The sequence below is a fragment of the Paenibacillus rigui genome, assembly GCF_002234615.1.
In the GTDB taxonomy this organism is placed as follows: Bacteria; Bacillota; Bacilli; order Paenibacillales; family NBRC-103111; genus Paenibacillus_S; species Paenibacillus_S rigui.
This window is the reverse complement of the sequence record NZ_NMQW01000043.1, coordinates 1-22,268: the sequence shown is the minus strand read 5'-3', so window position 1 is coordinate 22,268 and position 22,268 is coordinate 1. Positions and strand designations below refer to the sequence as shown.

The window sequence follows — 22,268 nt, the reverse complement described above, 5'->3', positions numbered from 1 at the left end:
GTGTCTTTCCTCATATGTAAGTATTACATCTGCCGGTGCCGGATTTTCATTAGGGAGAGGACAGAGCGAGCATATGGAGACAAAGCTGGTTAAAGGCGGGATCTACGGGTTTATTGTCGGGTTGATGCTGGGCATCCTCTGGTGTCCTGATCAGATAACGACTCATGGTATGGGAGGGACGACCACCACAGTGCTTTTGCCCATGAGGGAATACGTGTTTAAGGTGCTGCGTATTGCCTGCTTGTGCAGCTTGGGGACCGTTGTGAGTGTGTATGGTCGTGAGTGGTATGTACGGTCGCAGCAGGGAGGACAGGGAGGCAATCGCACGGCCCCTTCCTTTTGGAGCGGTTTTATGAAGTCGTTTTTGTTTGTACTTGGTGTTCTGCTAATCGCTGCTTTAATTGCCGCCCTGTTCCGATAAGCCTTGTAAACCTGAAGGAGCGGGTCTCGTATCCGTCAGTTTGTTTGAACGCGCATCCGATTGGTTAATGAGTTCATAAGCATGAACCAACATTACCGGTCGAAGGAGCTGAAGCCATGCAGTGGGAAAGCTTTTATCATACGGCTCAAGGCAGCTGGGCCTATGCTTACAATAAAGAAACGCTTCATCTTCGCGTTCGCACCAAACGAGACGACGTGGAGGAGGTAGTGGCGGAGACGGGGGATAAATACGACTGGGACCGGACGTATGCCGAATACCCGATGACCAAAGCGGCATCGGATACGATGTTCGATTACTGGGAGGGTGCCGTAAAGCCCCCCTTTGGCAGGGTCTCCTACGGGTTCCGGCTAAGAGCCGGGTCCGAGACCTTGTGGCTGACGGAGGACGGGATTGGGAACCACCGGCCCATGCCGACTGGAGGGTATTACGACTTTCCCTATATTCATGAAATCGACTTGAATACGGTGCCGGAATGGGCGAAATCCGCGGTGTTTTATCAGATCGTGCCGGACCGGTTCGCTAACGGTAACCCGGGCAATGATCCGGAAGGCACCGAGCCTTGGGGAGGGCAGCCGAAGCTGGACAATATGTTCGGAGGAGATCTGCAGGGAATTATCGATCATCTCGACCATCTGGCGGATCTGGGTGTGAATGCGGTGTATTTGACACCTGTTTTCGTTTCCCCTTCGAATCATAAGTATGACACGGTGGATTACCGGCGGATTGACCCCCAACTGGGGGATAACGACCTGATGCGGGAGCTGGTAAAGCAGTGCCATGACCGGGGGATCCGCGTCATGCTGGACGCCGTGTTTAACCATGCGGGGGAGCAGTTTCCTCCTTTTCAGGACGTGTTGAAGTACGGGGAGCGCTCGCAGTATGCGGATTGGTTCCACATTCGCGGCTTTCCGCTCGAGGTGAAGGACGGTATTCCGAACTACGATACGTTCGGGTTCTATGGCACCATGCCGAAGCTGAATACAGCGAATCCCGAGGTAAAGCAGTATTTGCTCGATGTCGCTGAGTACTGGGTGAAGGAGGTGGAGATCGACGGATGGCGGCTCGATGTGGCCAATGAAGTCGATCACCATTTTTGGCGGGACTTCCGCAAGGTCGTTAAGCAGGCGAACCCAGAAGCTTACATCGTCGGTGAGGTGTGGAACGATTCGATCAAGTGGCTGCTCGGCGATCAATTCGATTCGGTGATGAATTATCCGTTCTCGAATCAAGTGCTGGAGTTTTTCACGGCTTCGGATATGGACGGTTATACATTCTCTAACGGGATCAGCGCGCTATTGATGCGGTATCCGCAGCAGACCAACGAGGTCATCTTCAATCTGCTGGGCAGCCATGATACTCCTCGGGTGCTGACCCGGGTAGGGGAGGACAAGCGCCGGCTGAAGCTGTGCGTCGTTTTTTTGCTGACGTATATGGGAACGCCGTGTATTTATTACGGGGATGAAGTCGGCTTGACCGGCGGGGCCGATCCGGACTGCCGCAAATGCATGGAATGGGACCCCGAACGCCAGGACCGGGAGCTGTACGATTTCTATAAGCTGCTGATTGCTCTGCGCAGAGAGCATGCTGCGCTGGTCAGCGGAAAATTCCGCTTCCTTCAGGCGGAGCAGGGCGACAGGCGGCTCGTCTACGAGCGGATCGACGAAGCAGAGCATTTCTTGGTCTGGATGAACAATACGGAGGAGACAACGACATTGTCGCATCCGATCGAGACGGACGATTGGCGCGATGCGCTGAGCGGCGAGGAGGTTCAGCCGGTGGATGGCATCATGCATATTGAGCTTGAGCCGCTCGGCTACCGCATTTTATACCGGGAATTGGGCTAATGGTTTCGCATTGCAAGTCCTTAGACCTGTGCGCCAGGCTGACCTTTTGGGGGAGGCGGCAGACAGGGTATTTTTGCCGTTTAGGCTGGCGGCCTGCACGTACCTATACGCTTCGCTCCACAGCTTTATTCCTGCCCCATGCCCCTGACGGCCTTGTCAGGGGCTTCTTCATTTTTTTCGCCGATTCGTGCATGGTCTGCCGCCACAATGGTTTACACTAGCTTGTAGCGGGTTGAGGCGGCTGATACGTCTGCCTTTACATTTTATTGGATAATTAGAAGCTGCACGCAATCCTCCCATAAATTCCTATTTCGTTGCATTTCCCGTTTCAGCTGGGTGCTTAAAGGTTAAAAGGAAGTACATACATGTCATGGGAGGCGATCAACTTGAAGAAGAAAGAGTGTATTGCCATGCTGCTAGCCGGAGGCGAGGGACGCAGGTTATCTCCTTTAACGAATCAATTGGCCAAGCCGGCGGTTCCCTTCGGAGGGCATTACCGCATTATCGATTTCCCTCTAAGCAATTGCGCGAATTCGGACATTCGGACCGTTGGCGTGTTGACCCAGTACGCTTCAGAATCATTGCATTCGCATATCGGCGGCGGCGAGCCTTGGGGCTTGGCCGGCCAGCAGGATGAGGGGGTTTCCCTGCTCTCCGCACCCACATCCGATGCTTGCGGTTACCTTGGTACGGCAGATGCCATTTATAAAAATATTTCTTTTATCGACCGGCACGATCCCGAGCATGTCTTCATTTTGTCGGGTGACCATATCTATTCGATGGATTACCGCCTGATGCTTGCTTATCACAAGGAGAACGGAGCGGAAGCGACGATTTCCGTCATGGAAGTGCCTTGGGCGGAGGCGCACCGCTTCGGCATCATGAATGCGGATGAGAGAGGCTGCATCAAGGATTTTGTCGAAAAGCCGACCCGGCCTCTAAGCAATCTGGCCTCCATGGGAATCTATGTCTTCGAATGGTCTTATTTGCGGGAGCATCTGATCGAGGATGCGAACAATCCGAAATCAAGCCATGATTTCGGCAAGGATCTGCTCCCCCGTATGCTGCGCATGGACGGAAAGCTGTTCGCTTACCGGTTCGACGGCTACTGGCGGGATGTCGGTACCATTAAGAGCCTGTGGGAGGCACATATGGATTTGCTTGGCGGACAACCCCAGCTGGATCTGAAGAGGGAGAACTGGCCGATGTACAGCCGCGATCCTCATGTCGGCAGCCTTCGCTCCGTGTTCACAAGCAAGGATGTTCAGGAATCTCTGGCACACCGGGAGAGCTCGGTGGAGGGCAGCCTGCACCGGTCCGTCATTTTCTCAGGTGTACAAGTAGGAAAGGGCAGTCGTATCAACGACAGTGTGCTGATGCCGAACGTGACCATCGGGCGTCATGTGCGTATCTCTCATGCGATTATCGGGGAAGGCGCAGTCATTGAGGACGGCGCGGTCATCGAAGGGCACGAAGATGAGATTGCTGTCGTGGCCCCGTTTGCTCTCGTTGCCCGCCAACCGTTTGCAGATACGGCAGAAGAAGCCTCGCTGTTTGAAACGAATGGGGCGCACGCCGTTCACGCGCTGAGTGCTTCGGAGCTGTTCCATTAACCTGACGGGGCGGGCTGAATTCCCGGCAGCGAAAACGCCTTGATCCATCGGATCCCATAGTTCGTACTGGCAAAGGGAAGAACCGGATGAATGAGGTCTACGGCTCATTGAATAGACAATAAGGGCATTCCCCGAAGCCACTGCAATGCATGGCTTTCCGGGGAATACCCTTTTTTCAATTTGCGGCTTACGCCGTTTTGTTCTTGTTGTAGATGTCGAACGCTACGGCCAGCAGCAGCACCAGGCCTTTAATTCCTTGCTGCCAGTCGATTCCGAGCCCGATGATGGACATCCCGTTATTCATGACGCCCATAACAAGACCGCCCACAATGGCACCGACTACGGTCCCGATCCCGCCGGAAGCGGAAGCGCCGCCGATGAAGCAGGCTGCGATCGCATCAAGCTCGAAGTTTACACCGGCTTTCGGCGTTGCCGCATTCAGACGGGCGGCGAAGATAAGCCCGGACAGCGCAGCCAGCGCACCCATGTTGACGAATACCCAGAAGGTGACGCGTTTGGTTTTGACACCGGACAGCTTCGCCGCTTTTTCGTTGCCCCCGAGAGCATAGACGTGGCGGCCCATGACCATTCGATTCATCACGAAGGAATAAATCACAATCAGAATAAAAAGAATAATAAGGATGTTCGGTATCCCTTCATAGCTGGCCAGCACATAAGTAAATACGTTGATGATCACAATCATAGCCGCCAGCTTGGCTGTCAGCAGCCCGATCGGGAGCACCTCAAAGCTGTATTTCTTCTGATTTTTCCGCGTTCTTAATTCACTGAAGATTAACAGTACCGATAAGAGAATTCCTATGACGATCGTTGAAAGATGGAGAGACCCGCCTGTGAAGAAATCGGGCATGAAGCCCGAGCTGATCTTCTGAAACGCCCCCGGGAACGGGGAGATGGATTGACCCTTCAGCACGATCATTGTGAGCCCTCGGAACAGGAGCATGCCCGCCAGCGTAACGATAAAGGACGGGATTTTCACGTAAGCGACCCAAAAGCCCTGCCAAGCTCCGATAGCCGCTCCGATGAGTAGGGAAAGAATAAAAGCAACTGCGAACGGCATCTGCATATTAACCATGAAAATGGCCGATAATGCGCCGACGAAAGCCGCAATCGAGCCGACCGACAGATCGATATGCCCGGTGATGATGACCAGAAGCATCCCGATTGCGAGCACGAGAATGTAACTGTTTTGCAAAATAATATTCGTAAGATTCAAAGGCTTCAGCAGGATGCCGTCCGTCAAGATTTGAAACAATGCAATGATCAGGATTAACGCTATAAACATGCCGTAATGGCGGATATTGGACCGGAACATTTTCACTAAGCTTTCCACCGTGTGTTACCCCCTGCTTTTTGTCATGTACTTCATTAATGTCTCTTGCGTCGCTTCCTTGCCGTCCACTTCACCGGTCATGCGTCCTTCGCTCATTACATAAATCCGGTCGCACATTCCGAGAATTTCCGGCAGCTCGGACGAAATGATCAGAATCCCTTTACCCTCTGCCGCAAGCTGATGAATGATGGTGTAGATTTCATATTTGGCGCCGACGTCGATCCCGCGGGTTGGCTCATCCAGAATGAGAATATCCGGTCCGGATAAGATCCATTTGCTGAGAACGACCTTCTGCTGATTGCCGCCGCTTAAATTGCCCGTTTTTTGCAAAATGCTCGGCGTCTTGATATTCATCGCCTTTCGGAAGTTTTCTGCCTCGGTGATTTCCCGATTTTCATCGATGACGAGATTTCGGGACAGCTTATTCAAGCTGGCTAAAGATATGTTGCGTTTGATGTCATCCAGCAATATCAATCCGTAATGCTTCCGATCCTCCGTGACATAAGCGATGCCTTCGTCAATAGCCTTCGTAATTGTATTCAGTTGAACCTCTTTACCGTTTTTGATCACTTTCCCGCTGATCTTGGTTCCGTAGGATTTACCGAAAATACTCATCGCCAGCTCCGTACGGCCAGCCCCCATTAATCCGGCGATGCCCACTATTTCTCCCGCGCGAATATGAAAATTGACGTCGTCGATGACCTTGCGGCCCACCTGCTCGGGATGAAATACATGCCAATTCTTCACCTCGAAAATCGTACCGCCGATCTTCGGTTCCCGGGCCGGGTAGCGCTGAGTCAAATCCCTTCCGACCATTCCTTTAATGATACGGTCTTCCGTAATATTGTCTTGCTGTACATCAAGGGTTTCGATCGTTTTGCCGTCCCTTAGAATCGTGATGGAATCGGCAACCTTGACGATTTCGTTCAATTTGTGGGATATGATAATGGCCGTGAGCCCTTGTTTTTTCAATTCCAATAGCAGGTTGAGCAGATTATCGCTGTCTTCCTCATTCAATGCGGCGGTCGGCTCATCGAGAATGAGCAGCTTGACCTCCTTGGATAACGCTTTGGCGATTTCGACCAGCTGCTGCTTGCCTACACCATGCGAGGATATGATCGAGTCAGGCGATTCGTTAAGCCCTACTTTATTTAACAGCTCCCGGGTTTTTACGATCGTTTCGTTCCAGTTCACGATGCCGCGGCGTCCGCGTTCATTGCCCAGAAATATGTTCTCGGCAATAGACAGCTGAGGAATCAAGGCCAATTCCTGATGGATAATGACGATGCCCAGCTTCTCGCTGTCCTTGATATCTTTGAATTTGCAAATGTCGTTGTCGAACAAAATATCACCGTTATAGCTGCCATACGGATACACGCCGCTGAGCACCTTCATGAGCGTCGATTTGCCGGCGCCGTTCTCCCCCATCAACGCGTGGATTTCGCCTTCTTTGACCTTCAAATTGACATCTTCAAGCGCTTTGACACCCGGAAACGTTTTCGTTATGCCCCTCATTTCCAATATGGTATCCGTCATGTCCATTTCACCAGACCCTCTAAAATGTAATGAATGATTTAGCGGCGGACAGGCCGCCACTAAATCATTGTCGATGAGTTATATCGTGTTATTTCGCCAGCTGGTCCTTCGAATAGTATCCGGTTTCGACCAAAGCCTTCTCATAGTTGGTCACATCAACGGAAACCGGCTGCAGCAGGAAGGACGGAACGATTTTGACGCCGTTATTATACGTTTTCGTATCGTTGACCTTCACCTCAGTGCCCTTCAGAATGCTGTCCGCCATTTCAACGGCTTTTTTAGCCAACTCGCGGGTATCCTTGAATACCGTCTGCGTTTGTCCGCCTGCGATGATCGACTTCACGGAAGCCAGCTCCGCATCTTGGCCGGTGATGACCGGCAGCGGCTTATCCTTTGTTCCGTAGCCGACGCCTTTCAAGGAGGAGAGGATCCCGATACTGATTCCGTCATACGGAGAAAGCACTGCGTCTACCTTGTCGGTTGCGTACTTTGCGCTGAGCAGGTTATCCATACGGGCCTGTGCCGTTGCGCCGTCCCACCGGAGTGTAGCTACCTGGTCCATTTTCGTTTGGCCGCTGCGCACGACCAGCTTGCCGGAATCGATATAAGGCTTCAGCACGGACATCGCACCGTCGAAGAAGAAGTAAGCATTGTTATCATCCGGAGATCCGCCGAACAGCTCGATGTTGAAAGGTCCCTTGCCGTCCTTCAGGCCGAGCTTTTGCTCGATATAGGAGCCTTGCAGCACGCCGACCTTGAAGTTATCGAAAGTCGCGTAGTAGCTGACGTTATCGGTCTTTTTGATCAAGCGGTCGTAAGCGATTACAGGAATGTTCGCCTTTTTCGCTTTGTCCAGCACGTTGGTAAGCGATTCGCCGTCAATCGATGCGATAACCAATACGTTCACGCCTTTGGTGATCATGTTCTCGATTTGCGACACTTGATTCTCTACAACGTCCTCTGCATATTGCAGATCCGTTTTATACCCCAGCTTCTGAAATTCCTTCATCATATTGTCGCCGTCTTTCACCCAGCGCTCGGACGATTTGGTCGGCATTGCGATGCCGACGAATTTGCCTTTTCCGCCTTGATCCGTACCGCTGCCTCCGCCCGCTGCTGCCGTGTCACCGCCGGTTTTTGCAGCGCCGCAGGCCGCAAGGGCAAATACCATCATCAACGAAAGCATGAGTGTGATTACTTTTTTCATTGTGTTACCCCTTTCATTTCTCTTTGAATTAGGAACTGCTCTGAGTATATTAAAAAGGGGCGGGACCGTCTTTTAAAAAAAGAAACCTTTTTTATAAAAAACCAACTAAGTTAAATGATGGCGGAGGAGCATTCAGATTCGGCAGGAGTGAATCAGTGAAAGCAAATAAGGCACGAGCGTCTCATTGACGTCTCGTGCCCTGCCGCCTCGCTATGAACTGCTGCCGCCTTTGCGGTACTGGTTGGGCGGGATGCCCATCGCCTTCTTGAAGGCGGTGATGAAATAATGCTGGGTTTCGTAGCCGACCTTGCCGGCGATATCGTGGATCGTCAAGTCCGTGGAATTGAGCAGCTGCACCGCCTTCTTGATTCGGGTTTGCGTAACCAGACTGACGAAGGAGGTACCCAGCTCCTGCTTGAAAATGCGGCTGAGGTACACCGGGGATACCTGCAGCAGTCTGGCTGTCGATTCCAGCGTCAGATCCGGGTCTGAATATTGCTCGGCGATATGCCATTTGGCTCGTTTCACAAGGGGAGAAACGTCAGACTCCTTATATAGCTTCGCTTTGCAAATGCGGTAAACCTCCGCTATTTCCGTAATGGGCCCCTCCATAGGCTCGACCTGAAGATGAATCGGAATTTTCAGGTACACCTGGATGGAGCCGGCGATGTCGGAGAAGACGCTCTCGGCCACGGAATCCCATAGAATGGTGACGATCAATCCGGAATCATCCCGGAAGGTAACCCTTGGATAAGGCTGCAGCAGCTCGGAAATAATATTCTCGATCGCGAATAAAAACAGCTGCCGGTCATTTTCCTTGAGCAGCGGCCGATTGGAGCTCGTTTCCGGCCAACGCACGATGCACAGCTGCGCCGGACGGGCTGAAGGCAGCTTAAGGAAGCTGAGCTGCTCCTCAATCTCTCCCTGGGTCAAGGTGCCTTGAACCCATTCAGTGCAGAACCTTTCCCGCAGCAGCGGGAAATTTTTGCTGATTTGCCTGGAGGCCGATTTCAGAAGCTCATTCTGCTCCATAGTCGTTTCCAGCTCCAGCTTGACGCGCTCAAGCACTTTCCTCAGCTGCTCCGGATTCGCCGGCTTCAGGATATAATCGTCTACATTGAGGCGAATCGCCTCCTGCGCATAGGAGAATTCATCATGGCCGGAGATGATGATGACTTTACAGTCCGGCACCTGGTCCCGGATATGCTTGACCAGCGTAAGCCCGTCCATGATCGGCATGTTCAAATCGACAAGCAAAATATGAACGCCATGCCGAACGGCCAGCTCCAGCGCCTCTTCGCCGTCCTCTGCTTGCGCCACAACTGTCATGCCGAGCGCTTCCCAATTTACCGAGTTGTGGATGCCCTCCCGAATGATCGGCTCGTCATCCGCTATGATCACTTTCCAGCCCGCTGTTGTCACGGCTGACCTCCTCCTTTGTCGTAAGCGGCATACTGCCGCTTAATATCGGGTGAATGACCATCACGGTTGTCCCTTGGCCCGGCTCACTGTCGACAGACAGCCCGTACGATGGGCCGAAGGTCAAGCGGATTCTCGCTTGAACATTCATCAGACCGTACCCCGAACGGTCTCCCGTCTCTTGTAATTCCGATCCGTCCGTGAACAGCTCGTCCAGCTTCTTCCTTAGCTTCGTCAAAGCCTCCGGGGGGATCCCTTTGCCGTCGTCCGTTACCTTAAGCACCAGCTTGCCTTCCTGCTCATAGGCCTCCATCAGGATATGGCCGGGGCCTCTCCGTTCCTTGATACCGTGGTAAATCGCATTCTCGACAAGCGGCTGCAGCAGCAGCTTTAAGACGGAAGCCCCTTGAACGGCCGGGTCCAGATGAATGGAGTAGTTCAGCTTGTCCCTGTACCTTGTCTTCTGAATCTTCAAGTAGCTCTTGATATGCTCGATCTCGTCCAACAGCGGGATGATGTCGCTTCCTTTGCTCAGGCCGATCCGAAACAGCTTGGAGAGCGATTCCACGACTTCCGCTACATCGTCGACACCTTTATTCCTCGCCATCCAGTGTATCGTATCCAGCGTATTGTATAGAAAATGCGGCTTAATGTGGGCCTGCAAGCTCCGGAATTCGGCTTCCTGCTTCTGACGCGATTGGACCTCCGTAAGATGCAGCAGCTTGCTGATCTGGGCCAGCATCGTATTGAGGCTTTTGCCCAGCATGCCGACTTCGTCCTTCCGGTCCCCCAAATACCGGATGTTCAAATCACCGGATTCCGCTTTTTGCATCAGAGACATCAATCGAACGATTGGCCTGGAAATGCTGTAGGACAAATAGAAGGAGGCGAAAATCCCGAGCGAGCAAAGAATAAAGACGAAGCTGACCACGTAAAAGTTAATTTCCCTTACTTCGAGCACAGATTCCTGACTGGAAAACACCCCGACGGTCGTCCATTCGGTAAATGGGGACTTTTGGTAAATAAACTGCAAATTTTCCCCGTCCACCTTTTTTGAAAAGGTGCCCCCATTACTCCCCTGGAACCACTCGATAGGAATCTCGTTCAATAAATGATGCCTGGGCGCGTAGATTTCTTCTCCCTGGCTGTTCAACACCATTAGATATCCGAGCTTGCCCAGCCTCACGTCTTTCGCCGTCTCGGCAATGACTCTGAGCTTCAGGTCGATGAGGACAACGCCTTTCAGCTGCTGTGTATCCGGATCCAGAATGGCCCGCACCACCGAGATGACCTCGTTGTCTTTATAGTTCACGTGACTCGTAATGTTGCGCCCGGCCGGGTGACCTAATATTTTGAACAAGCCTTTGCTTTTGACGGCTTCCTGATACCAGGTCTCCTCAATAAGGCTGGCTGTACTGCGCGCATACAGCTCATTGCTGATGTAGGCACCCGCACTGTTCATAACGAGAATACCGGATATTTCGGAATGCAGCGTCGTAAATTCCTGTAGAAACTTACGCATGTTGTACATATTTTGGGCATCGTCGTTGTTTTCCAGAAAGCTCTGAACCTCGGGATTAAACGAAACGAGATACGTAATATTTTGCATATTGCTCAAATAAAACTCCAGCGTCGTATTGACTTTGCTGATCAATTGGAGCGTGTTGTCGGTGACTTGTCTCTCGATAATTTTCCCCGCCGTCAAGCTTGTGAGCGCACCCAAACCGATAGCAGGCAAAATACCGATCAGCAGAAAGTGAACGATCAGCTTGTAGCGGATAGGTAAATCATTTATTTTAAAACCAAACAGCCGATTGAACAGTCCGCCCGATCCTCCGGATGCCTTACTTCGCATAATAGTTGTCCACGTTCCTTTCGGTAACTACGGTAATTCCGGTATCCACGTAGGGCGGGAGCGGAGAAACCTCGGAGCCCGGCGCCGGATTCAGAAGCCCGTGCTTCAGCTGGAACAAAAATTGCAGGGACCAATACCCCATCTGCCAGGTGCCTTGAGCCATCGTGGCGGATACGACCCCAGTCTTTATCATGTCCAAAGTCGATTTATCCGTATCAAAGCCAATCAGCTTCACTTTGCCGTCCAGATGCTGACGCTGCAGCGTCTCGCCGATACCAACCGCGCCGTTCGCCTGGGTAGCGAAGAAACCGCTTACGTTCGGATGATCTTTCATAATCTCAGCCGCTATTTTGCTCGAATACGCCTGATCGCCTTTGCCGTCCTCGACAGCAGCGATCTTGATCTGCGGGTATTCCTTCTCTATCGTATCCTGAAACCCCTTCGTCCGCTCCTGATGGTTCAATTGGTTCGGCTGAGTGATGATGGCTAACTCGCCCTTGTTCTGGAGGAGCTCGGCCATTTTGTGGGCGGCCGTCACGCCGGCGCTGTAATTGTTCGTTGCCAGGAAGGAATACGCCTTGCTCGTTATCGCACCCGAATCGAACAGTACGACAGGGATGCCGGCTTCGACCGCTTTGTTGATCGTCTCCGACAGCTCCTGCGGATTGATCGCTGATAAGGCGATGCCAGCCGGCTTGCGGGCGATAACCTGCTCAAGGACGGTGATTTGCTCATGCAAATCGTACTGCGTCGCTCCCCGGTATTCTACAGAGACGTTCATCGTCTCGGCTGCGTCCTCGAAGCCTTTTAAACCGCTTTTCCAGTATTCGATTCCGGCCTGAAACGTAACCATCACATATTTCTCGTCGATGCTGCCGCGAAGCCCCTCCTGGGAAGGGTTCACGATCCGCGAATCCCGATAGTTATAATTGACCACGTAGAGAACAAAAGCCAGCGCGAGCAAAAAGTAAATGAACATGAATCTTCTCATCCGTCACAAGAACCCCCTTGCGAAATTACGAAATGTATCTTTCGGTATATCACTTTACCATAAGGAAAGCGCTTTATCGAGGGGGGATGGAAAAGGGAGCAATCCCAACAGCAGTTGGGTGCTATCTCTCAATGGCAGCATTAAGGATTGCAGCAGCCTTTTACTTCAATTTCGAAGGTTTGCGATAAATTAATGGAAGAAAAGGGGACGGTTTCCGTTCTGTTCCCCAAAAAGCTATGGTACAATAGACGCATCATAGGATGGCGAAAATTGTAAAATAAGAGGTGGCATGGTGAGAAGTTCAAATGAGAACGGCGGTGCCCGCCGATCGGCCAAGCATTGGGCATGGCAAGCCGGTACAGCCCTAGCTTCGATCCCTTTACTGCTGCAGCCCTTCGGAGCTCCAAGCGCATTGGCATCGGCGAACAGCGGCGGAGGGGAAACCGCAGCATTATATCTTGTTAAGAAGCATTCGCAGCAGACGTTTGAAGTAAAATTAAACTCCATCTTTCCCAATATAACGAGCTTCGCGTCGGTGGTATCGGACAACACAAATGTGGCTGAAGGGGTAATTCCTACAAGCTCCGGTTTACTACAAATTACGTCCAAGGGACTGGGAAAAGCGACATTTACCGTTACACCGCTGAACGGGTCGGATCTGACTCCGAAAAAGATTGCCGTGACCATGATTGATCCGGGACCGGATAACAAAATTGACATTTCCGACATTCGGAAATTAGTTACGGCGAGTCCCTCTACTGCCCAAAGTCCGGCGGATATGGCGAATTTGCTGAACGGTATTGAGGTAAGAAGCGTCAATGGCAGGCCTATAGTCCAGGATGGCGGCATAGCGGGACGAACAGTGACGGCGAATGAGACAGACTTTATCTACGCCGCTGAATTCAGCAAGTATTTCTCCGACCCCGAAGAAGAGGAATTGACCTACTCCGTCCGCTCCGGCAGCGAGACTATAGTTACGGCTTTCTTGTCGGATGGGGGGATTGTGATTGAGGGCCATCAGGCGGGGACGGCGGTTCTGTACATCAAGGGGACCGATCCGGCAGGGGGAACGGCCGAATTGGCCGTACCGGTAACCGTACTTCCTTCGGTAACACCACCGGTAAATCATGCGCCGGAGAAGGTAAAAGGGATCACCCGGTACGTGATCGACGAACAGGAGCCGCTGCGTATTTCTATGGATGCCTTGTTCCGGGATCAGGATGGGGACCAGTTGAGCTACACTTATACCAGGTCCGTGGGCAGCCCGGAATCCGTTACGAGTTCGGTGTATTCGATCGAGCCGTCGGAAGGGGAACTGCCGGATTGGGGAGCTACGGTCGTTCGTGAGGGGAACACGCTGCTGGTCAATGAGGCAGGTGAGAACTTCGACTCTGCCACCTTCATTCAGATTAGCGCGACCGATGCGGCACACCCGAATTCACCGGTTTCCCAAACCGTCGCCATTTATCCGAAATGGATGTATTATTCCGAGATTTTGGCGGATCGGATGGTATTTACCAATTCAAGAATGGAAATCGATTTGCATCAAAAATTTAACTACAGCACGGTTGCAGGTGCAACGTACCATTACTATTTACAGAATCTGAACCAAACCGTCACCACCGGCACTTATTCGAATGCTCATATCGAAGGCAATAAGCTCATTATCGAAGGCACGCTGGACAGCCAGTACGGAGAAATGTGGCGCGAAGAGTCGTATAGAGTCATCGGCTTGTTCGAGGATCAGGAGCAGACCAGTGAGATCATCGATTCGTTTAAACTAGGCGTTGAAGGGCTTCCTTACACCGGTTCTCAATTGGACTTATGGCGTCACCTCGAACATATGGAAGGACGCTGGGAGGAAATCGGTGATTATACAGTGACAGGCCGCTTCTTTGAAACGGTGGAGAACCCGATCTCCGGCTCCACGTTTCAGCTAGGCTGGACCTATGGAACGGAAGGGGAAGTGGCCATTCAAGCGTATCCTCGTGTTTTCGGGGAAACCACAGAGTATAACCCGTCCACTCCTGTCGTTACGTATAAAATCCGGTTCCTTCCGCACATTCCGTCTTCATGATGACTTCTATGTATTCATCGACGGTGGACGCGCTGCGGCAGGGACACTATGCGGAGGCGGAGCAGCTCGCCGCCGCCCTTGTCCGTCAAGAGCCGCTGGACGGACAAGGCTGGGTGCTGCTGGGTGAAGCCCTCCAGCAGCAAGGCTTCGGTCTCGCGGCACGGCGCGTATTCGATCGGGCCTGGCTGCTCGATCCGGAAGCCGCCTGGGTGACGCGGGTGCACGCAGCGCTGCAGCAGGTGCCGGACGGATCGCCAAGGGGCGATGTGGATGCTTTGCTGCAGGTGGAGCCGGTCACGGTAGCGGCGGTGATCATCGCCGGCAACGAAGAGCGGTGCATCGCCCGCTGCCTGCGGAGCCTGCAGGGAGCCGTGGACGAGATCGTGGTGATCGACTCGTCGTCTGACGGGACCGCGGCCATAGCGGAGTCTTTTCCGCTGGTTCGGCTCATCCGGGCGGAGTGGCAGGACGACTTTGCCCGGCAGCGTAATGTAGCTCTGGCGCATGTCCAGAGCGATTGGATACTTATGATAGACGCGGATGAGGAGCTTGTATCCGACGATGTTAGCTATGTCCGGCATATTGCCGGACTTTTCCATGCTACGGAGCTGCCGGCGGTGCTGCATGTGTGGCATCTGCATCAGCAGGGCCAACAAATCCGCCACGACTTTTCCCAGACCCGCCTGTTCCCGAACCGGCGCGGCTTGGAATACCGCGGCCGGATTCATGAGCAGCTCGCCGTCGCTGGGCAAGGCTTGTACGAGCAGGCTACGCTGCGGCGGATCGTTCGTCTTCGGCTTCGGCATGACGGCTATGACCCTGCGGTGCTGCGCGGCAAACAGACGATTGAACGCAATCTGCGGCTGCTGGCCAAGCAGGTTGCGGAGGAGCCGGACAACCCGGGCGCGTGGCTGTTTTACGGACGCGAAACGATGGCGGCGGGCCGCCTGGAGGAAGCGATCCGGCATCTGCGCAAGGCCGAGGAAGCGGCGCTGCAGCAGCCGCGCTTCGGCCGGCTGCTGGAGGTGTACCGGCTGCTTGCCCAGCTGGCATGGCGGCTGGGACAAGGACAAAAGCGTCTGGACGAAGCGGCAGGCTATTGCTTGAAAGCGCTGGAGCTGCAGCCGGATTATCCCGACGCCCGGTACATGCTTGCGCAAATCCGGCTGAAGCAAGCGGAGCAGCTGGTCCAGGAAGCGGGGCGGGAGCTGAAGCAGGCGAAGGAAAGCTTTCGAACGTACCGGGGGACCGTTTCCCCGGATTATACGATATTGGACGGCAAGGCGGATGCGCTGCTGGGGGATCTGATGCGCCAATGCGGCAAGCTTTCGGAGGCTCGGGAGCTGTACCGCGGCGTTCGCGGCAGGTTCCCGCAGCTGGAAGGGCTCGGCGCCCGCATCGCTTTTATCGACCGGCAGCAGCAGAAGCTGAACGAGAGCCATCAATCGGCGCCGCAGGGAGCCGCTCAAGCGGTAAGCAAACCAACAGCGAATGGGGAATAGACAGCATGGGATATCTTTTGCTTATATTGGCGACCTTGTCCTGGAGCTTCGTCGGTATTTTGGTTAAATCCGCCTCGACGATGGTGGACAGCACGACCATTACTTTTGCCCGGTTTTCGCTGGGCATTGTTTTTTTGGGCATACTTCTTTTGGTGAAGGATCGAAAGCTCGGCCTGAAGCTGGACCTGCGCTGGATCTGGATCGGGGCACTGGGCAAAAGCTGCAATTATTTGTTCGAAAATATGGCGATTTCGATCGGGTATTCGTACGGCAATATTTTGGTCGGACCGATCCAAACGGTTATTTTATTGCTCGTTTCCGTGTTTATTTTCAAAGAGCATGTATCCCTGCGGGGATGGATTGCCGGCGCTTTATGCATCATGGGTGTGCTGTGCATCAGCTGGAACGGTCTGCCGCTCCATACGATGCTGGCAAGCAACGGACTCACGACGCTGCTGTTCGTGCTTTCGGCGATCGGGACGGCTTTTCACGTGCTCAGCCAAAAAATGCTGGTCCAATCGATGGAGTCCGGCCCGATGAACTTCTCGATCTTTTTCCTGTGCTCGATTCTGATGGCGGTGCCGCTTCCTTTTCAAGCGCATGCAACAGGGGGGACGGTGCCGCTGTGGGGGATCGCGGCGTTGGTCGGTTTGGGGCTCATTACAGGGCTAAGCTTCAATTGGTTCGCCGAGGCGCTGAAAAGAGTCAGCTTCGCCGCAGCGGTCATCGTAAGCAACAGCGGCGCGCTGTTTACAATTCTATGGTCGTATTTGTTCTTCCACGACCGGATCACCGGGTATATTCTTAGCGGCGTCGGGCTGTTCATTGCGGGTTTGCTGCTATTGAATTGGCCGATGCGCAAGGCTCGGCTGGCGGCGCGCAAGCCAGGGCAAACGGCATCGGACGCCGGTTGAGTGCGCCGCGCAGGCTCGACCGGCCGCTTCGCTGCGCCGAAACGCACCTGGGATGACGGGCGATGGAGCAGGGATCGATACTGCAAAAGGAGGCCTCCTGACGAGATGAGCATGGACGATTCACAACGGCGATTGCATGGATTGCCGCCGGTCATTGATTCCGGCTGCCGGATCCTGGTGCTAGGATCGATGCCGGGTGCACTCTCCTTAAGCAAGCAGCAGTATTACGGGCATCCGCGCAATCATTTTTGGCGCTTGTTGTACGCTGTGCTAAGCGAAGAAGCGGTTGCGCCTGCTGCGTCTGGAGGATTTGAGGGGCCTGAAAGACCTAAAGAACCTGAAAGACCTGAAAGACCTGAAAGACCTGAAAGACAGGCCTACCCTGTCCCTGACGAAAGGTACGAGGAAAGGCTCCGCTTCGCGGTGAAGCATGGCGTAGCCCTGTGGGATGTGCTGGCAGCCTGCGAACGGGAGGGAAGTCTGGATGCAGATATCCGGAAGCCCGAGGCGAACGATTTCATCAGCCTGCTGCAGGAGTATCCCGCTCTGGAGCGGATATGGTTCAACGGGCAGGCTGCCGCTCAATTGTTCCGCAAACAGGTGCTCCCGCAGCTGGTAGAGCAAGGCTTGGATACGGGCCTGCAGTTCGGTGTGCTGCCCTCCTCCAGCCCGGCCCGGACACTAAGCTTCGAGACGAAGCTTGCGGCGTGGCGGGAATTACGGGAGATGGAGTAAGGCGTAGGAGCAGACGGCAAAGGCTTCTTTTTGCGGATGGCGGCAAGCTGCTTCCGAAGTCGAGGTGAATTCAAGGCTATGGCCAGCCTGCTCATTAAAAATGCCAGAAGCTTATTTCGATCCGCTCCGACGTATGTATCCGAATGACTGCGCATGCGCTTTATGAGTCACGGAGCCGCTTCATACGGCGATGCGACATTTCGGTTTGGAACGCAAATAAAGAGGGCCTGCGCCCTCTTTATTGTTTTTCCTTCGTAATGGCTCCGTTCAGGTTTTTGGTCGTCTTTACGCCCTCAACGGTATCGTTGACGAACTCCATGTCCTGATTTTCGGCCTTCATGGAGGCGGTGCCTTCATAGTTGCCTTGATGCTTTTTGTTTTCCGACATAAGAGGAACAACTCCTTTTTCACAGAAATCGTACAGGATAACCAGTCGTAACTTCGGAAAAAAGAGCACGCTTCGCCGGCTGCGGTCAGCGGGCTCTTGTATAACATTGCCAGCCAGCCTGTCAATTATTCCTCCCGGATGGAATGAGCCGCAGGCTTCGGTTGGTATACTACAACGTAGATATCCTTTAAACCTTTGAATTGGAAGAGCAGGAGGGTTGCCCATGGCAAGAGAAACAAGCAAGGTACCGTTCGGCTACAAGCCGGAGGACGAGAGCAAAGGGCTTCGGGGGACGGTATGGGTGTACGACAGCTTTGAGCGCTATGGGGAGCAGGAGCTGGTTCGCCTTTTGGCGGCTGTCCGTCTGAAAGAGGTCAAGCGTGTCGTATTTTATCCCCTGCATGAAGAGACGCTGCGTCGGATGGGAGAACGGGAAGCGGAGCCTTTTTACCGGAGAGTGGATGGGCTGGAGGAACTGCTGGAATCAGTTGATACAACAACTGTCGATACGACGATTGACCGCTGGGAAGGACGCCGCAAAAAATATACGCCCATGGATACGTCATTCCGCTACTTGGCCGACAAATATGCAGGTCCTCACTTTGCGGCCGTATCCCTTGAGACGGCGAACAAGCTGGCGGCCTTTGATTCCTTCGAGCCGTGGATCAAGAAGCTGCGTTTATGGATCGATCTGGAGGCGGGAACCGGCGCTTTGCACCCCAGACTGCACGCCTATGAGCATCGCTGGGATCCGATGACGTAATGAATCCGAAGCGAAGAGAGCAAAGGGTAGCCTGAAAATGAAGTCCCCCTGCGAATCTTATAGTACCGGGAAGCGTGATAAATAGCAGAACTTTTATTCACTTGGCTTCCAGGGTAAGGTTGCATCAGGAGGGGACTGGATCGATGAGAAAAAAAATCGCATGGCTTGTGGCCGTTTGCTTGGGCGTCGGGTTCATTTCCTACGCTGCGTTCGGCTTCGATAATAATACGGTATCCGCGGAGCTGTCGCAGCAGGCCAAAGGATCGTTTGTCAGGGCGGACGACAATGGCAAGAAGCTGGTCGTCAGTGTGGACGGCAAAGAAACGGTATATCCCGCGTCTTCTACAATCTGGGTGTACCGGGATATGCAAAAATCGGATCTGTCCCAGCTGAAGGCGGGCGATTCGCTTGAAATTATATTGAACAGCAAGGACCAGGCGGCTTACGTGAAGGCTGTCTCGGCTTCGGCGGACACAGCCGTCAATCCGCAGGGAGCCTCGGGCGCACCAGCAAGACAGTCCCAGCAGCCAGCCTCAGGAGCAGCTGCTTCGGAGCAGGCACAGGCGGGGACAAATGCTTTGTCCGCCGGCGCTGTGGCAGGAACGGCGGCAGCCGGTAGCAGCACAGGCCGTGAAGCGTCCGCGGGCGGAGCCCCTACCCCGGCTTCGGGCAGTACAGCGGCAGGGGCGGCACCCGCGTGGGAGAAGCTGTCGGTAGAATGGAAGAGCCGGGAGCTCGATTTGCGGGTCAAGCAAAGCGACAGCGGCTCGAAAACCGACAGCGAGCTGTATTTGAAAAGAAATGACCGTTCCGTTATTCATTTGAACGGCGAAGCGGCGGCTGCAATGATTCAGCTGCTGCTGAAGGGGCTGCCAGCGGATCACGCAGCCTTCGAGAAGGCGTTAAAGCAGAAAATTGCGACCGAATTTCAGCTGAAGGATACCACGCCGGAATGGAAGCTGGACGTGAAGTGGAAAGCGGCACCTGCATCCGTCTCCAACGCGACAGTCGTATCTCCGAACCCGCAGGGAAAGGCTAAAGGGCTGGATAAAGACAAGGAGAAAGAAACCGCCGGGGATAAAAATAAAGACAAAAGCAAAGAGGACGATAAAGGGAAGGGCAAAGAGAAGCCTCATAAGAACGATGGGGACGATGAGTAAGGCAGCTTGATCATTTTGAAAAGCTGGCGCAGCGGCTGACTGGAACGGGCAAGGGGTTCCGGGCAGCCGTTTTTTTGGATACTTTTCTTCTTGACGATGAGTTGGTCAATCTGAGCGATACTCCTCTCCTGCATCCTTACGATGGCAACCTCCCGGCACCGGTACGGGGAAATGTCTAGTAACACAAATACGCCCTTAAACTCCCCTTCTGGAGAGACCAAGGGCTGTTGAGCTTAACTACCCGTTATCTTGAAATGCTTAATCCTTTCGGAACCGCCGTATGCGGCCCCGCATGTATGGTTATGTGAGAGGTCAGGGGCTAGCCGCCCCTATCTACTCGATTATCCTTGGCTCCGCGTCCGGCGGGCCCGGCGTCTTTGGCGGGGCCTTTTTCTTTTTTATCCTCATCCTTGTGTTTTTGCGCGGCCCCCTGGGACTGCTGTTGAGCAGCCTGGGCAGCCGCCTGCTGCAGCAGCTGCTGCTTGTAGTCGTCCGGCACAGGAAACTCGGCGGCAGGCGCATCGCGCAGGGCCCGGCTCATGATTTCGCGGAAAAGCACGGAGGGTACCGCCCCTCCTCCTGTCGTCAGGTAATGGGTCTTGTCGGTTTGATCGTACCCGAGCCAGACAGCTGCGGTCAGCTCAGGGGTGAAGCCGACGAACCAGGCATCCTTCGCGCCGTTGCGGCCGATGTCGGCGAACTCCTGCGTGTCGGGCAGCTGCGTCGTGCCCGTCTTGCCCGCCGTCGGCCGCCCTAGCGCGGCGGCCTGTCCCGTCCCTGACTTTACTGCTTCCTCCAGCAGTAAAGTCAGGGTATAGGCCACTGCCGGCCGCGTGACGCTGACCGGCTGCGGCTTGGCCTCGACCAAGGGGATGCCTTCCTTGGTCGTGACCTTGGCGATGGCGTGTGCCGGATGCATCACGCCAAGGTTGGCGATGGCACTGTAGGCTTGTGCCATCTGTAAGGGCGAGACGCCCTCGGATAGGCCGCCGAGGGCCATGCTCAGGCTGCGGTCGGCCTGGCTGAGCGGGATGCCCGCCCTGCGGGCGAAGGCCATCCCCTGGTCGAGGCCGATTTCATTCAGCAGCCAGACCGCAGGGATATTCCAGGAGCGCACGATCGCTTCCTGCAGCGATACCTGCCCGCGGGTCTGGCCGTCCCAATCCTGGGGACGGTAGCCGCCGATGTCGAGCGGGCCATCGTACAATGGGGAGCCGGGAGCGTACCCCTGCTCCAGGGCCGGGCCGTATACCGCAAGCGGCTTGAAGGAGGACCCGGGCTGGCGTCTCAGCTGGGTCGCATGATTAAAGCCGCGGTATACCTGCGGGCCTCGGGTACCGACTAATGCCGCTATGCCGCCATTATGGTGATCGAGGAAGACGGCCCCGCTTTGCATCAGCTGGTCCTTCGGGCCGGCAGGAAACAGCGAATCCTGAGCATACACCTCTTGGGCCGTTTGCTGCAGCTGAGGCTCCAAATACGTATAGATGCGCAGGCCCGTAGTAAGAATCTGCTCCTCTGTAAAGCCATACAAGTCGCCGGCCTCCTGAATGACATAGTCGACATAGGAAGGATATTTGCCTTTAAGCGACTCCTGGCTGTTTTGCTTCAGCGCGATGGGTCGGGCTGCCGCCTGGGTATAGGCGGCAGCCGTAATGAAATGCTGCTCCTTCATCAGTGACAGTACCAGATTGCGCCGCTCCAGCGCTTTTTCCTTATTTTTGGCCGGAGAGTAGGTAGTGGGAGCTTTGGGCAGCGCCGCAAGCAGGGCGCACTCCTCCAAGCTGAGCTGCTGTACCGGCTTGGCGAAATATTCCTGCGCCGCGCCTTCCACACCCCAACGTCCTTCACCGAAATAAATGCTGTTCAAGTACAGCTCCAAAATTTCGTCCTTGGTATAGGTCAGATTAATTTTTAGCGCGTAGCCGGCTTCCTTCAGCTTCCGGCTCATGGTTTTGTCCGATTGCAGGAACATATTTTTGGCCAGCTGCTGGGTCAGCGTGCTGCCGCCTTCCGCCATGGAGCCTGATTTCAAATCCACCAGCAGCGCCCGGCTGATCGACCACAGGTCAATCCCGGCATGCTCGTAGAAGCGCCTGTCTTCGACCGCAATGATGGCATTGCGAAGATCCAGCGGGATTTGGTCCAATGGCACCGGCGTAATCTTCGACGACGAGAGCTGTGAGGCCGGCTGCCCGTTGCGGTCCATGATGAGCGTCGGTTCCGGAAGCGGATGCTCCAGCTTGCTGACGTCTAGCCCGCGGACCCACAGGTACACCGCTCCGGCACCGAGCATGCCGCACGCCAGCAGACCGATGCTCGTTCCGGCGAGGACGCGCCTCCAGCGGACTCGCCGCTTGCGCACCACAGCTTCGCCCACCCCACTCGTGCCGCTCGCCCCGCCAGCCCCACGCAGGCCGCTCTCGCTGTTCGTGCCGCTCGCCCCGCCCGTCCCACGCCGGACGTGCTCC

17 protein-coding genes are annotated in these 22,268 nt (G+C 54.4%); 9 read left to right on the top strand and 8 right to left on the bottom strand.

From position 1 onward, the window contains the following. Positions 1-73: 73 nt before the first annotated feature. The 3 genes from CF651_RS24865 (at position 74) to CF651_RS24855 (ending at position 3,899) form a co-directional block, all read left to right on the top strand. Positions 74-421 carry a hypothetical protein gene (locus tag CF651_RS24865; protein WP_094017587.1) on the top strand — a complete coding sequence of 116 codons (348 nt, stop codon included), beginning with the start codon at positions 74-76 and terminating at the stop codon, positions 419-421. 116 nt (positions 422-537) lie between these two features. Next, the gene (locus CF651_RS24860) at positions 538-2,286 is read left to right on the top strand and encodes an alpha-glycosidase (RefSeq protein ID WP_094017586.1); all 1,749 of its coding nucleotides are present in this window, start codon (positions 538-540) and stop codon (positions 2,284-2,286) included. A gap of 386 nt (positions 2,287-2,672) precedes the next feature. Next, complete coding sequence (locus tag CF651_RS24855) at positions 2,673-3,899, top strand: glucose-1-phosphate adenylyltransferase (protein WP_094017640.1); 1,227 nt, start codon at positions 2,673-2,675, stop codon at positions 3,897-3,899. A 187-nt stretch (positions 3,900-4,086) separates the two neighbouring features. Here CF651_RS24855 and mmsB read toward each other — a convergent pair whose 3' ends face one another. The 6 genes from mmsB to CF651_RS24825 all read right to left on the bottom strand — a co-directional run bounded on the left by mmsB (position 4,087) and on the right by CF651_RS24825 (position 12,258). After that, a complete protein-coding gene (gene mmsB / locus CF651_RS24850) occupies positions 4,087-5,232 on the bottom strand; it encodes a multiple monosaccharide ABC transporter permease (RefSeq protein WP_218827876.1) in 1,146 nt (381 codons plus the stop codon). Positions 5,233-5,256: 24 nt separating this feature from the next. Then, a complete protein-coding gene (gene mmsA, locus CF651_RS24845; protein WP_094017639.1) occupies positions 5,257-6,786 on the bottom strand; it encodes a multiple monosaccharide ABC transporter ATP-binding protein in 1,530 nt (509 codons plus the stop codon). A gap of 88 nt (positions 6,787-6,874) precedes the next feature. Beyond that, positions 6,875-7,993, bottom strand: a complete 1,119-nt coding sequence (gene chvE, locus CF651_RS24840) for a multiple monosaccharide ABC transporter substrate-binding protein (protein WP_094017584.1) — start codon at positions 7,991-7,993, stop codon at positions 6,875-6,877. 210 nt (positions 7,994-8,203) lie between these two features. Then, the gene (locus tag CF651_RS24835; protein WP_094017583.1) at positions 8,204-9,415 is read right to left on the bottom strand and encodes a response regulator; all 1,212 of its coding nucleotides are present in this window, start codon (positions 9,413-9,415) and stop codon (positions 8,204-8,206) included. Further along, a complete protein-coding gene (locus tag CF651_RS24830) occupies positions 9,378-11,267 on the bottom strand; it encodes a cache domain-containing sensor histidine kinase (RefSeq protein ID WP_094017582.1) in 1,890 nt (629 codons plus the stop codon). Before CF651_RS24830 ends, CF651_RS24835 begins: the two co-directional genes overlap by 38 nt. Next, positions 11,257-12,258: a substrate-binding domain-containing protein gene (locus CF651_RS24825; RefSeq protein ID WP_094017581.1), complete on the bottom strand. Its 1,002-nt coding sequence runs from the start codon at positions 12,256-12,258 to the stop codon at positions 11,257-11,259. Before CF651_RS24825 ends, CF651_RS24830 begins: the two co-directional genes overlap by 11 nt. Positions 12,259-12,547: 289 nt before the next feature. Between CF651_RS24825 and CF651_RS24820 the strand changes: the two genes are divergently transcribed. The 4 genes from CF651_RS24820 to CF651_RS24805 all read left to right on the top strand — a co-directional run bounded on the left by CF651_RS24820 (position 12,548) and on the right by CF651_RS24805 (position 17,486). Continuing rightward, positions 12,548-14,335 (top strand): hypothetical protein, encoded by a 1,788-nt coding sequence (locus CF651_RS24820; RefSeq protein WP_094017580.1) that lies wholly within the window; start codon positions 12,548-12,550, stop codon positions 14,333-14,335. An 8-nt stretch (positions 14,336-14,343) separates the two neighbouring features. Further along, a complete protein-coding gene (locus CF651_RS24815) occupies positions 14,344-15,837 on the top strand; it encodes a glycosyltransferase family 2 protein (RefSeq protein WP_179232979.1) in 1,494 nt (497 codons plus the stop codon). A 5-nt stretch (positions 15,838-15,842) separates the two neighbouring features. Further along, positions 15,843-16,751, top strand: a complete 909-nt coding sequence (locus CF651_RS24810; RefSeq protein ID WP_094017578.1) for a DMT family transporter — start codon at positions 15,843-15,845, stop codon at positions 16,749-16,751. Between the two features lie 105 nt (positions 16,752-16,856). Continuing rightward, positions 16,857-17,486: a DNA-deoxyinosine glycosylase gene (locus CF651_RS24805; RefSeq protein ID WP_094017577.1), complete on the top strand. Its 630-nt coding sequence runs from the start codon at positions 16,857-16,859 to the stop codon at positions 17,484-17,486. Positions 17,487-17,724: 238 nt separating this feature from the next. Here the strand turns inward: CF651_RS24805 and CF651_RS32515 are convergent, their stop codons facing one another. Next, positions 17,725-17,874: a hypothetical protein gene (locus CF651_RS32515; protein WP_179232978.1), complete on the bottom strand. Its 150-nt coding sequence runs from the start codon at positions 17,872-17,874 to the stop codon at positions 17,725-17,727. A gap of 223 nt (positions 17,875-18,097) precedes the next feature. Here CF651_RS32515 and CF651_RS24800 point away from each other — a divergent pair, with 223 nt between their 5' ends. Then, on the top strand, positions 18,098-18,637 hold the full coding sequence (locus tag CF651_RS24800; RefSeq protein ID WP_094017576.1) for a hypothetical protein: 540 nt from the start codon (positions 18,098-18,100) through the stop codon (positions 18,635-18,637). Between the two features lie 143 nt (positions 18,638-18,780). After that, positions 18,781-19,797, top strand: coding sequence for a hypothetical protein (locus CF651_RS24795; protein ID WP_094017575.1), 1,017 nt, complete (start codon positions 18,781-18,783; stop codon positions 19,795-19,797). Between the two features lie 319 nt (positions 19,798-20,116). Here the strand turns inward: CF651_RS24795 and CF651_RS24790 are convergent. Further along, positions 20,117-22,268 (bottom strand): transglycosylase domain-containing protein (locus CF651_RS24790; RefSeq protein WP_144029107.1); only part of this gene is annotated, 2,152 nt, incomplete at its 5' end.